This window comes from Roseibium sp. RKSG952 (assembly GCF_009711355.1).
Genome location: NZ_SMMF01000927.1, coordinates 11,582 through 25,527 on the forward strand (window position 1 = coordinate 11,582; position 13,946 = coordinate 25,527).

Sequence of the window (13,946 nt, forward strand, 5' to 3'; positions counted from 1 at the left end):
AATGGATATACTAAGGAAAACGGGATGCAAGATCTTCAATCTCAGTCGGCGGCGAAAAAAACATCGGGACGCAGGAAGGCAGGCCTTCTGGCTGGCGTGATGGCTCTCGGCCTGGCTGGTGCACTGAGTACACAGACCTTGGTACCGAACCAGGAAGCCTTGGCAGATCCGGTCCGGGTTGATGCTCAGGCGCCGGCTGATTTCTCCGATGTGGTAAAGTCCGTCCAGCCGGCTGTCGTGTCCGTGCGCGTGAAGCAGGAAGTGCAGCCGCGCATGATGAATTATGGCGGCAAACAGGGCGGTGGTCTGGATGGCTTCTTTGGCGATCTGCCGGAAGGCCATCCGCTGGAGCGTTTCTTCCGCCAGTTCGGCGAAGAGGGGCAAGGAAAGCAGCAGGCGCCGAAACAGCAGCCGCGCCGTTACGGCATGTCCCAAGGGTCGGGCTTCTTTATCACAGATGACGGTTATGTGGTCACCAACCATCACGTCATCGACAAGGGAACCGAATTCACCGTCGTCACCGATGATGGCGAAGAATACGACGCCAAACTGATAGGCGCTGACCAACGGACCGATCTTGCTTTGCTCAAGGTCGATGCGGACGAGGAATTCACCTATGTGAAGTTCGCGGATGATGCGCCGGATGTTGGCCAATGGGTCGTTGCCATTGGCAATCCGTTTGGCCTTGGCGGCAGCGTCACCGCCGGAATAGTGTCAGCCCGTGGCCGTGATATCGGCGCAGGGCCTTATGATGACTTTATCCAGATCGATGCGCCGGTGAACCGCGGAAATTCGGGTGGTCCAGCCTTCAATATGCATGGCGAAGTGATTGGCGTGAACGCGGCCATTTTCTCGCCGTCAGGTGGCAACGTGGGCATTGCCTTTGCAATTCCCTCGTCGACTGCCAGCGACGTGATCATGAAGCTGAAGGACGGCGGTCAGGTCGTGCGCGGCTGGCTCGGCGTGCAGATTCAGCCGGTGACAGAGGATATTGCCGAAAGCATCGGTCTGGAAGACGCCGCGGGTGCAATCGTTGCCGAGCCGCAGGAAGGCAGCCCGGCCGAAAAGGCGGGCCTGAAGTCCGGCGACACGATCCTGAAAGTGGACGGCAATGCCATTGACGGTCCGCGTGACCTGTCGCGGATGATCGCGGCCTACAGCCCGGACACGGAGGTGGATCTAACCGTTTGGCGCGACGGTAAGGAAGAAGAAGTCGAGGTGACTCTCGGCAAGCTTCCTGGCGAGGGCCAGGTTGCAGCAGCGGGCGAAACGCAATCCGGTGAAACGACGTTGAAAGATCTCGGTCTCGCCATGACCACGGCCAAGCAGGCCGGCGTCGAGGGCGAAGGCGTGGTGATCACGGAAGTGGATCCGGACAGCGCCGCCGGGGAAAAGAGCTTGAACCCTGGAGACCGGATCCTTGAGGTCGCAGGTCAACAGGTCAAGACGCCAGCAGATGTGGTGGACGCAATTGCCAAGGCAGAAAAAGAAGGCCGCAAGGCCGTGCTGTTCCGGGTTGAAAGCAATCAGAACACGCGCTTTGTCGCATTGCCGATGAATATCGGTTAACGCCCGGGCCTCATCCACCCGACCCTACAGGACCGGGAACCCTCTGCCCCCCGTACCTCGGTCCTGTCGCGACTGCTGGCGGTGAACCTGCCTATCCTAGCGTTCACCGTCAGCAGCGTTTATTTCGAGGAAAATTATTGGTAATAGATAACTCATGTAACGGATATTATAGTCATGCTAAGAATTCTCATTATTGAAGACGATGCCAGCGCGGCTGCCTATATGGCCAAGGGATTGACCGAACTCGGCCATGTTGCCGACCAGGCGGCGGATGGTGAGCACGGTCTCGAACTCGCCCAAGCGAGTTCCTATGATGTATTGATCGTGGATCGGATGCTTCCGAAGCGGGATGGTCTGTCTGTGATCGAGACCTTGCGCAAATCGGGCGATCACACACCGGTTTTGATCCTGTCGGCATTGGGGCAGGTTGATGACCGGGTCAAGGGACTGAAATCCGGCGGTGATGATTATCTTCCGAAACCCTATGCGTTTACCGAGCTTCAGGCCCGGATCGAGGCCCTTGCGCGTCGGCCCAAGACCGGTGGCGAGGTCGAAACCACCTATAAGGTCGGTGACCTGACCCTTGACCGTTTGGCCCATAGCTGCAAACGCGGGGAAACCGAAATTCCGTTGCAACCACGTGAGTTCCGGCTGCTGGAGTATCTGATGCAGCACTCCGGCCGGGTGGTGACGCGCACCATGCTTCTGGAGAACGTATGGGAGTATCATTTCGATCCTCAGACGAACGTGATCGACGTTCACATCTCGCGCTTGCGCGGGAAGATCGACAAAGGGTTCGAAGCGCCGCTTCTGCACACGATCCGCGGCGCGGGATATACAATACGTGAACCGGCTCACTAGGGTTTCACGCACGACGGCCTTCAAGCTGTCCGTGCTTTACATCTCCGTCTTTACGGTCTTTTCCGCGTTCCTGCTGGCGTATATCTATCAGAACACGGAACAGCTGATGTCCTCGCAAATTACGCAGACAGTCGACGCGGAAATCGCGGGGCTGTCTGACGAATATGTGCGGGGAGGCATTCGTGCGCTTGTGGAAACGATCGACCGGCGCACCCGTCATCCAGATTCCAGCCTCTATCTTCTGACTGATTTTGCCGGCACCGCCTTTGCCGGCAACATCGCGGGCTTTCCCACCCAGATTCTCGACGAAAGCGAAAACGGCATCCGGCGGGTGAAATATTCGCGGCTGGGACCGGACGGCTCACAGGAGCGCGAAGCGCTTGTTCGCACCTTCGAGCTGCGTGGCGGGTTTCGGCTGCTTGTTGGCCGTGATCTGGGCGACGAGACCCAGTTTGCACAGCTGCTTGGCAGTGCCATGCGGCTGTGGCTTGTTGTTGTGGTCCTCATGGGGGGGGTGACCTGGGTCTTTGTCAACCGCCGGGTGATGAAGCGCATTGACGGGATTGCCGATACCAGCCAGACGATCATGCATGGCGACCTGTCCGGGCGGCTTCCTGTTGCGGGAAACAATGACGAGTTTGACCGCTTGGCGAACAATCTGAATGACATGCTGGAGCGCATTGAATTGCTCATGCATGGCATGAAGGATGTTACGGACAATATTGCCCATGACCTGAAAACGCCGCTGACGCGCATGCGCACACGTGTTGAAACCGCCTTGCACGACGGCCGCAACGAAGCGGAGTTGCGTGCGGCGCTGGAGACGACGCTTGAGGAATCCGACAATCTGCTCAGGATATTTGATGCCTTGTTGCGGATCGCCAGGGTCGAGGCAATGGCGCCGGATGCCGGAATGGGTCCGGTTGATCTGTCGAACCTGATCGAGCAGGTGGCAGAGCTGTATGAGCCGGTTCTGGAAGATGAAGGCGGCGTTTTGAAACGGGACGTCGGCCCGAATGTCAGGGCGGTGTGCAATGGCGATCTGATTACCCAGACTTTGGTCAATCTGATTGAAAACGCCCTGAAATACGGGCGTCCAAAAGACGGGGCTCTTCAAATCACCCTAAAGGCTGCAATTGAAGGCGACCGGGTCTATCTGAGCGTCGCGGACAATGGGCAGGGCATTCCGAAAGCACAAACGGAGCGGGTGACCGGCAAGTTCGTTCGTCTGGATGCCAGCCGGAGTGAACCCGGATATGGCCTTGGATTAAGTCTGGTGAGCGCGGTTGTACGCTTGCATGGGGGCCATCTTCTGCTTCAGGATGCGGCGCCCGGGCTGTGTGCCCGGATCGATCTGAAAAAGGCGCCGGACGAGCAGCCTGCAGGAGAGGGGCGTGAAAATGGGGGACAGCCAGAGCCTAAAACACCACGTACCTGAGGGACGGCAAGGCTTGGCTGTCGACATGCTGGCAAGCCGCCTCGACGTCCTGCCGAAGGCGGTCGACCCGGATCGTGGTGCTCTGTTTCTTTCCGATCTTTTTGAAGAAGACCCGGTCGGGGCAAGCGGAAGGCTTGCGGACTTGTGTGCGCAGGTGCCGGCTCTCAAGCCGTTTCTCACCGGCGTTTTCAGCGATACTCCTTATTTGCGTGACCTGGCGCTTGGCAGCCGTGAGCGCTTGTTCGACATCCTGACCGACGCACCGGAAACCCGGCTGCAGAGAGTGATTGAGACCGCACGGGAAACGCGGGCGCCATCTGAAGCCGAGCTGATGCGTGATCTGCGCTTGCTCAAGCAGGATCTGGCATTGACCCTTGGCCTTGCCGATATTGCCGGTGCGATCGACCTCGACTGTATCACCAAGTCTCTGGCCGATTTTGCCGATGCGGCCCTGACGGCAGCGATTCGGTTTTGTCTGTCTGAACTTGCCTCATGGGGAAAATTTGCACCCGATAACCCGGAGTGCCCGGAACTGAATTCAGGGTTCATTGTTCTGGCGATGGGCAAGCACGGCGCACGGGAACTGAATTACTCGTCCGATATCGATCTCATCATCCTCTACGATCCGGCAATTACCCCGGTCACGGGCTCGGCCGAAGCGCCGGTTGAGTTTGTGCGCATGACCCGGCGGCTGGTCAAGATCATGCAGGAACGCACCGCCGACGGATACATCTTCCGGACCGATTTGCGGCTGCGTCCAGATCCGGGCGCAACGCCTCTGGCCATGTCCGTGCCAGCCGCGCTGTCCTACTATGAGTCGCTTGGACAGAACTGGGAGCGCGCGGCGCTGATCAAGGCGCGTCCCTGCGCAGGCGATATCCCCGCAGGCCGGGCCTTCCTGAAGGAAATCGCACCCTTCATTTGGCGCAAGTATCTGGACTTTGCAGCCATTGCCGATGTGCAGTCGATCAAGCGCCAGATCCATATGCACAAAGGGCACGGCAAGATCGCGGTTGCCGGGCACAACGTGAAGCTTGGCCGGGGCGGCATCCGCGAAGTGGAGTTCTTCGTCCAGACCCAGCAACTGATCGCCGGCGGGCGCAACCCGGAGCTGCGCGGGCGGCGCACGCTGGACATGCTGGACGTGCTTCTCGACCACGGCTGGATCACCCAGCGCGTGCGGGACGACCTCCGTCAAGCCTATGTCTTCCTGCGCAATGTCGAGCATCGGATCCAGATGCTGAACGATGAGCAGACCCAGCTTCTTCCCAAGGACGAGAAGGGGCTGCTCAGGGTTGCCTACCTGTTGGGATTTGACGGTCTTGCGCCATTCGAGGAAGCGCTGGTTCATCATCTGAAACTGGTTCAGCGCCACTACGGCGAATTGTTCGAGGACGAGCCGGGCCTGTCTTCGGAGTTGGGCAATCTGGTCTTTACCGGTGATGACCACGATCCGGACACTCTGGAAACGCTGGCGCGGCTTGGTTACAAGCAACCTTCGGAGGCGGCGGGCATTATCAAGTCCTGGCACTATGGACGCTACGCGTCGGTACGCACGGCCCGATCGCGCGAGTGTCTGACCGAATTGCATCCGGTGCTGGTCGGCGCGCTTGCCGCAACAGACAACGCTGATGCCGCACTGCGCAGCTTTGACAGTTTCCTTGCCAAACTGCCAGCGGGAGTACAGCTGTTCACGCTGCTGCGGTCCAATCCCCAGTTGCTCAATCTTCTGGCGACTGTCATGGGGTCGGCTCCGCGCATGGCCGACACCGTGTCGCGTCGCGTTCATGTGCTCGACAGCGTTCTGGATCCGGCGTTTTTCGGGGCAATGCCAAGTGTCGGAGAATTCAGGCAGGGGTTGGACCGGACACTGGGCGAAGCCCGCTTTTATGAAGATGCTCTCGATCGCGCCCGGATCTTTACCCAGGAGCAGCAATTCCTGATCGGGCTCCGGCTGATCTCCGACACGCTCAGTGCGGACAAGGTTGGCTTTGCCCTGGCACGCCTTGCCGAAGTGGTTGTCGACCGCATTCTGACCCGCGTGATCGATCACGTTGGTGAGACACACGGGTTTGTCCCGGGCGGGGAAGTGGCCGTGCTCGCCATGGGAAAGCTGGGCGGGCGCGAAATGACCGCAGCTTCCGACCTCGACCTGATCCTACTTTATGAAGCCCCGACCGAAGTCAAGGAAAGCGATGGACGCCGGCCGCTTGCTGTCAGCCAGTATTTCACGCGGTTGACCCAGCGGCTCGTGGCGGCCTTGTCGGCGCCAACTGCGGAAGGGTGTCTCTATGAGGTCGATTTCAGATTGCGGCCCTCGGGAAATGCAGGACCGCTTGCGACCAACATTGCCGGGTTTGAAGCCTATCAGTGCTCGTCGGCCTGGGTCTGGGAGCATATGGCGCTCACACGGGCACGGGTCATCGCGTCCACTTCGACAGAGTTCAAGAACCGGATTGCGGCCATGATGGCGGACATTCTGTCTGCTCCACGCAAGTCCGGGCCGCTTGCCGATGACGTCCGCTCGATGCGGGCGCGCATCGAAAAGGAAAAGGGCACGAAAGAAATCTGGGACCTCAAGCAGGTTGCCGGAGGGCTGATCGATATCGAGTTTATCGCCCAGTTCTTTCAACTCGCCCATGCCAATGAGGCGCACGGCGTATTGAACCAATCGACGGAAACGGCACTTGAAAAGCTCAGAGACGCCGGGTTCCTGGCCAGCGGTGATGCCGATCTGCTTCTGAAGGCACTCGGATTGTACCAACGGTTGACACAGGTTCTGCGCATGGCGCTGTCCGGTCCCTTCAAGCCCGAAGACGCGCCACGGGGTGTTCTCGATCTGTTGACGCAGGCAGCCGGTGTACCGAATTTCCAGCATCTGGAACTGGAACTGGCCGAGACCCAGGCCGTGATCCGCAAGGCTTTCGTGCGGCTGGTTGGGCCGGTGGAAGCGGTGGAGCCGGGCAAGTAGGGCGCGCAATGGACCCTTTGAATTGACAGCCATTTGAGTTCTTTGTCTCCAGTTCCCCTTTCTCGATGCATCACGAGTTTGCCATGTCCTGTTTGTCCTCCGGTGCTGTCCGTGTTGCGGATCGATTGTGTGATATGCACTTGAAAGATGGCCGACGTCTCGCCTGGTCGGAGTGGGGCGCACCCGAAGGCACGCCGGTCCTTTTTGTAACGGGGGCCGGAATGTCCGGGTTTTTCGGCTTTGGGTTCGATGTCCTTGAACAGCATGGTTTGCGTCTTGTTGTGCCGGACCGCGCAAGCCTTGGGCGGTCGGACATGGATCCTTCGAAAACCCTTCTCTCGGTATCCCGGGACCTTGCTGAACTGTCCATGACACTCGGCTTCTCAAAACTTCCCGTGGTGGCGTTCTCGCAAGGCGCTCCGTTTGCTTTGGCTTTCGCATCACAGGGATATGCTTCATTCTTGGCGATCGTGTCGGGGCAGGACGAATTGAGCCACCCGGACGCAGTGGCACTGCTACCGGATGAGGTCCGGCAAATGGTATTGCAGGCAGAAAGAGATCCGAAAGGGTTTCTGGACGCAGTTGAGGGCTTTGCGAAGCCCGACGGGTTTTTCGAGATGATCCTCGCCATGTCGTCCGAAACGGATCGCGCCATCTACGGGGAGAAGGGCTTCGCAGCTGCCTACAGGCAAGCGTTGCGCGAGGGATTTGCGCAAGGTCCGAAGGGCTATGCGCGCGACACCCTGGCGGCATTTCGTCCCTGGCCGTTCCGGCTGGAACAGATCCAGTGCCCGGTCACACTCTGGTATGGTGCCGAAGACACAAGTCCGGTTCACTCACCTGATTTCGGTGCAGCTTTGGCACGGCGATTGCCCCGCGCCACACACAATCTGATACCGGGTTCGGGCAGCGCCTTGCTCTGGACCCACGCGGGGGAAATCCTGGAAAGCGTTGCGCAGGCGGGATCAATAGGATGATTGCCGCGCCTATACCAGCTCGGCTTCCGCCTTGCTGGCGTTCGGATTGGCCGGGAGGCTGAAGCTGACCCTTGTGCCGCTGCCGATCTCTGATTCGATGTCGAGCGTCCCGCCATGCAATTCGATCAGGGATCGAGCTATCGCAAGCCCCAGACCGGAGCCCTTGTGGGTCTTCGTGAACTGGTTTTCCACTTGCACAAAAGGCTGGGCGAGGCGTTTGATGTCGGCAGCGGCAATGCCGATCCCCGTGTCGGTGATGCAAAACCGGACGTGATCGCCATCAGCTGCCGCAGTAAGCGCAACAACACCATCTTCGGGCGTGAACTTGACCGCATTGGCCAGAAGGTTGAGCAGAACCTGCTTGAGCGAGCGCCGGTCGGCCAGGACCGTCAGATTGTCCTCGACCTCGTTGGTGATGGTGATCTTCTTCTCGGTGGCGGCTGTCGTGATGATCCGGGCCGCGTCGCGCGCGGCCTCGTCGACGGTGATTTCTTCCGGATCGATCGACAGGCGGCCGGCCTCGATCTTCGACATGTCGAGAATGTCGTTGATCACGTTGAGGAGATGGTTGCCGCTGTTGTAGATGTCCTTGCTGTATTCTGCATAACGCTCGGTACCCATCGGTCCGAACATCTCCTGGTTCATGATATCGGAAAAGCCGATGATCGCGTTGAGCGGCGTGCGCAGTTCATGCGAGATGTTGGCGAGGAATTCGGACTTTGCGCGGTTGGCGTTTTCCGCGTTGGTCTTTTCCTTTCCGTATTTGTGGGCCAGTTCGATCAGCTGCTGGGCCTGCATCTCGAGCGTCTCGCGCGACTGCTCCAGATCGGTGACCGTGGCCTTGAGCCGCTGCTCGCTGTCCATCAGACGTTCTTCATGCTGCTTGAGGGCGGTGATGTCGGTGCCGACCGACACGAAGCCGCCATCCTTGGTCCGCCTCTCCGAAATTTGCAGCCAGCGGCCATCTTCCAGTTGCGCCTCGTAGCTGCCGTCCGGATGCTCGCCGCGCTGGCTGATCTTGATCGGATTGGGGGCAAGTTCCGTGTTGGTCGCTGCTGCCATGACCTCCTTGTAGGGTGTTCCGGGTTTGACGGCATGGGGCGGCAGGTTGTGAAGCGCCTGATAGTTGGAATTGCAGATCACCAGCTCGTTGCGGACATTCCACAAGACGAAGGCCTCGGAGATGGTCTCGATCGCGTCACGCAGGCGCAGATCCGCCGTTCGGCTTTGTTCGGCAAGTTCGTGCTGTTCGGTGATGTCGATGCAGATCCCGATCAGGTGGGGCTCGCTGCGCCCGGGTTCGGACTGGAGTTCACCGCGTGCTCTCAGCCAGACCCAGTGCCCGTCCGCATGGCGCATCCGGAACATCTTGTCGACCGTGCCCTTGCCGCTGTCGAGCAAGTCCTCGGCGAGCCCGAACAGGTCAACATCTTCCGGATGGGTCATGCCCGACACTTCCGAAAAGCTCAGGATGTCGTCCTGCGGCGTATGGCCCAGCATCTCGTAGAGCGAGGATGACCAGAAGATCCGGCCGCGCGACAGATCCCAGTCAAACAGGCCGCAGCGCCCGTGATTGAGGGCGGTGTCTATGCGGGCGCGGGTCGCGACATACATCTCGTCCGCCTGTTCGGCGCGCGTGGCCTGTGCAAAAAAGGCATAGACCAGCACAAGAAGCACCGTCGCCGTGCCGACGAACAGCGTGACGTTTGCCGAGACATCGGAGCGCCAGACTTCAAACGCGTCTGATTGCGGCTGGACGATTGCGACCATGCCGAGACTGTCGGCGGACAGATGCCGGGCGGCGGCAAAGGAGTCGACCGGTTCCTGGCCCGGTGTGAAGTCGGCCTTGACCAGCATGACGCCTGCGCGCGCGCCAAAGACGGTGAGCGGCTGGGTGGGGCCGAGAAGGCCGTCGAGCGTGCGGTTGTCGAGATCGGGTCTGGCGGGCGCGCTGGCAATGATCTTGCCCGAGGGATCGCTGATCAGGACAATCCGGCCATGATTGGTTGCACCCGACGGCAGGCTGTTTGCGAGCGCCCGCTGCAGGGCGGATCGAAAGCCAAGTTCCGGCAATTCGTCGGCTTCTGACGACAGTTGCGCGGCAATCAGGGATGCGGACAGGTCAATTTCGTTGCGCACCTGCCGCTCCAGAGTGTCTCGCTCGTAGGAGAGGTCGATCACGCGAAAGACGGCAAGGCTTGCCACGAAAACCAGGCACAGGGCAGGGATGATCCGGCGCATCAGCGGTTCGGATCGCAACAGGCGTTGATAGGTCGGTTCGGCCAATAGCCGCAAATGGCCAGTCAGGGTGCTCTCGCCGGATTTCTTGACTTTACGCCGTTTGCCGCGCCGTGACGACGCGCTGCCGGCAAATGCCCGCGCCATTGATCCTGTGCCCCGTTTCAATGTCCCCACCGGGCGATGGTGCCCGAATCAGTTTCATTTGAGTCCACGAGGCCGATTTTGTCCAGAGCGCGGAGAGAAAAAAATGGTTAACAGATCAAGCACTTCTCTGTTTTCGTGTTAACCTTCTCCAGTATTTTCAACTATTGTAGGCAGCGGTCGACGATATCTCTCGTATCTCTTGACAGTTGAGCTTCTGAAGAAATTCTCAAAAGTTCTTGATTGGCCAATGCTGCAAGTCCGGATTCAAAAATTCTCCACGAGCGGAAGCTTGTCAAAAGTCGCGATGCAATCTGCGGGTTGTTCTTGTCGGTTTCCAAAACCGTGTCGGCGACAAACCGGAAACCGCGCCCGCTTTCATGTGCAAACTGCACCAGATTGGCGCTGGCAAAGGACTGGACCAGAGCCCGCAACCGGTTCGGGTTCGTGCGGTCGAACAGGGAGTGCTTGGTCAGGGCCATGATCCGGTCGAATGCCTCGTCAGCGGGAGCGGTTGCCTGGACCATGAACCACTTGTCGAGTGCGAGCGACGTGTCCCTGTAGCGGTCCAGATAGGCGGCAAGTGCGTCATCCATGCCGGCATGCTGACCATGGACCAGTGTTGTGAGTGCCGCGATCCGGTCGGTCATGTTGGTGGCGGTGTCGTAGCGCTGACGCACGAGGTCCGAGGTGCCGGGTTTGTCCGACAGCCCGAGGAACGAGAGGGCCCGGTTCGCCAGCGCGCGGATCCCGGCCGCCTCTGCATCCGGCGAAAACGGCTTGTCCTGCGACATTTGGCTGGCATCGGTCAGGGCTGTGTGATGCCGGGCCGCAAAAGCACTGCGGAACGTCTGCCTGGCCGTGTGGATCGCTTGCGGATTGACATCCTTCGCGATGTCGCGGGCAAGGTCACCGACCCCGGGCAAATCCAGCGCCTGTGCGCGAAGGGCAGCATCCAGTGTTTCGTCGCTCAAGATCCCTGCCAGCATATCAAGCAGGGCCGCGTCGGGCTCAAGCTTGGTCCCGTGATTGGCCAACCCGGTCAGGCGGACCAGTTCGCGGGTAACGAGGGTTTGGCTCGCCTGCCAGCGGTTGAAGGCATCGCTGTCATGGCGCGCGAGAAAAAGGAGGTCCTCCGCAATTTGATCGAAATCCAGCCGGACAGGCGCTGAGAAACCGCGCAACAGGGACAGGACAGGGCGCTTTGAAATACCTGAAAAGGTAATGCTCGTGGAGGCCTCGTCGAGTATCAGGACGTCGCCGGATGGGCCGTCAACTTGCCGGGTGCTGCTCGAATGACCGGGCTCGATATCCTTGCCGTCCTCGCCGATCAGGCCGAAACGGACGGGAATGACTTGCGGCTCGGCGGAGGGTTGGCCCGGAAGCGGAGGGATCGACTGGGACAGGGTCAGCGTCAATTCCCGTGCATCGGCATCGTAGCTGCTTTCGACCTTGACCACCGGCGTGCCCGCCTGCTCGTACCAGAGTGCGAATTGGCCAAGATCGGTTTCCGCCGCTTCGCTGAAGCAGGCCAGAAACGCTTCAATGGTGGTCGCTTCGCCGTCATGACGCTTGAAATAAAGGTCCATGCCTTTCCGAAAGCCGTCTGCGCCGAGCAGCGTCTTGAGCATCCGGACCACTTCGGCGCCTTTCTCGTAGACGGTCGCGGTATAGAAATTGTTGATTTCGCGGTAGGTCCTCGGGCGCACCGGATGGGCGAGCGGACCGGCGTCCTCGGGAAACTGGTGAGCCTTGAGCAGCCGGACGTCGGCAATCCGTTTGACGGCGCGCGAACGCATGTCGGATGAAAACTCCTGATCGCGAAACACGGTCAGGCCTTCCTTCAGGCAGAGCTGGAACCAGTCGCGGCAGGTGATCCGGTTGCCTGTCCAGTTGTGAAAATACTCATGCGCGATCACCGCCTCGATATTGGCGTAGTCCTGATCGGTCGCGGTCTGGGGGTCGGCCAGAACATACTTGTCATTGAAGATGTTGAGGCCCTTGTTCTCCATCGCGCCCATGTTGAAGTAGGACACGGCGACGATGTTGAAGACGTCGAGATCATACTCGAGGCCGAACACTTCCTCATCCCAGCGCATGGAACGTTTCAGTGAATCCATCGCCCAGTCGCACCAGCCCTCCCGGCCATGTTCGACATAGATCGCCAGGTCCACCTTGCGTCCAGACGCCGTTGTGAATGTGTCGCGGACCACGCCGAGATCGCCGCCAACGAGAGCGAACAGATAGGAGGGTTTCGGGAACGGGTCGTGCCAGACAGCGTAATGCCGGTCTGTGCCTTCAATGTAGCCGCTCTCGACAGGATTGCCGTTGCCCAGCAGAACCGGCACATCGGCCTTTTGGGCTTCGATGCGGGTCGTGTAGACCGACAGCACATCGGGGCGGTCGAGAAAATAGGTGATCCGGCGGAAGCCCTCCGCCTCGCACTGGGTGCAATAGGTGCCGGAGGACCGGTAAAGGCCCATGAGCTGGGTGTTGGTATCCGGATTGATCTTCGTGCGCAGGGTCAGTTCGAACGGACCGGCGGGAGGCGTGTGCAGGACCAGTTTGTCCGGGGTGGCGGTGAAGTTGCCCGCATCGACGGGCTGACCGTCAATCAGGAGAGTGTCGAGCGCGAGCTCGTCGCCATCCAGCTCCAGTGGCGTGCCGGCGGCAATGTTTTCGGCGCGTTCGATTTTCAGCATAGCCGTGACCAGCGTGGCCCCGGGCGCGAGACTGACATCCAGATGGGTTTCCGGAATCCGGTACGGGGCGGGCGCGTAGTCTTCCAGACGAATGGCAACTGCCGTATCCGAACGCATCAAAGTCTCCTTAAAGTCAATTCCGGGTCCCGCAGGGGAAGGTCTCGGGGTCTACAGGTTTTCACACCCAAGTGCATCCAGCTGAGTTATCAAGCTGCTGTCGGGTTCGGCAAGAGGTGCTATGACGGTGAAGTGGTTTTTTCCCTCCTGAATGTTGAGGGATGCCTTCAATCCGTGATCGCGCCAATGACCGGCAAAGTCCCGGCTTTGCCGAATGTATTCCGCGCTCTCGGCTCCGCCAACCACGGCAACCATCCGTCCGCTGGCGGGAGCTTCACGGAGTATCGGGGAGAGTTGCGCGGCTTCGTTGCGGTCAAGGTTCAGCTTTCCATTGACCGACGTCTCCAGCAGCGGCCTCAAGTCGAAAAGCCCCGAGATCGGCATGCCGCGGTCCGCAATGCCCCCCGGAAGCCCAAGGCCCGTCCAGTCCGTTGTCATCAGGTTGGCTGTGAGGTGTCCTCCGGCGGAGTGGCCGTAAACCAGCAACGGTTTGCCCCAACTGCGCACCAGATGCGCTGCAAGCAGCCGCATCTCCGTGCAGATGCCGGACAGTGTCGTCTGAGGGCATAAGGTATAATTTGCGAGCGCGACATCATATCCGCGCAGGCACAGCCCGCGAGCGACATGCGAGAACCGGGACTTGTCGAGCGATTGCCAGTATCCGCCATGGATAAACAGGGCCGTGCGCGGCTTGGAGGTGGCTCCGGGGGCGGCATGAAACAGGTCATAGGTGGTCCGGGGCGCATCGGAGTAGGCAAGATCAGCTTCATGCGGCCAGATGCTGCGGAAGCTGGAGGCATCATTCATCCAGCTCTCCAATATTTCCGGGTGTTCGGGAACCCGGGCCCGGTTGTTGTACTCCGCTTCGAGATCGATACGTTCCGGCACGTCCACATGTCCCTCCCGATGTTTTTTCCAAGGAAGCAGAA

Annotated in this window: 8 protein-coding genes; 5 read left to right on the plus strand and 3 right to left on the minus strand. The window is 59.7% G+C overall.

All coding sequences use genetic code 11. The annotated features are described in order from the left end of the window. The first annotated feature begins 24 nt into the window (after positions 1 to 24). The 5 genes from E1297_RS23350 to E1297_RS23370 all read left to right on the plus strand — a co-directional run bounded on the left by E1297_RS23350 (position 25) and on the right by E1297_RS23370 (position 7,816). The gene (locus E1297_RS23350; RefSeq protein WP_155142796.1) at positions 25 to 1,569 is read left to right on the plus strand and encodes a Do family serine endopeptidase; all 1,545 of its coding nucleotides are present in this window, start codon (positions 25 to 27) and stop codon (positions 1,567 to 1,569) included. Positions 1,570 to 1,743: 174 nt separating this feature from the next. Beyond that, positions 1,744 to 2,430 carry a response regulator transcription factor gene (locus E1297_RS23355; protein WP_155142798.1) on the plus strand — a complete coding sequence of 229 codons (687 nt, stop codon included), beginning with the start codon at positions 1,744 to 1,746 and terminating at the stop codon, positions 2,428 to 2,430. Continuing rightward, positions 2,414 to 3,868 carry a HAMP domain-containing sensor histidine kinase gene (locus tag E1297_RS23360; RefSeq protein WP_209015953.1) on the plus strand — a complete coding sequence of 485 codons (1,455 nt, stop codon included), beginning with the start codon at positions 2,414 to 2,416 and terminating at the stop codon, positions 3,866 to 3,868. Before E1297_RS23355 ends, E1297_RS23360 begins: the two co-directional genes overlap by 17 nt. Beyond that, on the plus strand, positions 3,831 to 6,839 hold the full coding sequence (locus E1297_RS23365) for a bifunctional [glutamine synthetase] adenylyltransferase/[glutamine synthetase]-adenylyl-L-tyrosine phosphorylase (protein WP_155142874.1): 3,009 nt from the start codon (positions 3,831 to 3,833) through the stop codon (positions 6,837 to 6,839). Before E1297_RS23360 ends, E1297_RS23365 begins: the two co-directional genes overlap by 38 nt. Before the next feature lie 83 nt (positions 6,840 to 6,922). After that, on the plus strand, positions 6,923 to 7,816 hold the full coding sequence (locus E1297_RS23370; RefSeq protein WP_155142799.1) for an alpha/beta fold hydrolase: 894 nt from the start codon (positions 6,923 to 6,925) through the stop codon (positions 7,814 to 7,816). 9 nt (positions 7,817 to 7,825) lie between these two features. Here E1297_RS23370 and E1297_RS23375 read toward each other — a convergent pair whose 3' ends face one another. From E1297_RS23375 to E1297_RS23385, 3 genes are all read right to left on the minus strand, one after another. Next, complete coding sequence (locus E1297_RS23375) at positions 7,826 to 10,201, minus strand: ATP-binding protein (protein WP_155142876.1); 2,376 nt, start codon at positions 10,199 to 10,201, stop codon at positions 7,826 to 7,828. A gap of 161 nt (positions 10,202 to 10,362) precedes the next feature. Beyond that, entirely contained in the window at positions 10,363 to 13,017 is a 2,655-nt protein-coding gene (pepN, locus tag E1297_RS23380; RefSeq protein WP_155142802.1) for an aminopeptidase N, read from the minus strand. Between the two features lie 51 nt (positions 13,018 to 13,068). Beyond that, a complete protein-coding gene (locus tag E1297_RS23385; protein ID WP_155142804.1) occupies positions 13,069 to 13,911 on the minus strand; it encodes an alpha/beta hydrolase in 843 nt (280 codons plus the stop codon). Between the last annotated feature and the right edge of the window lie 35 nt (positions 13,912 to 13,946).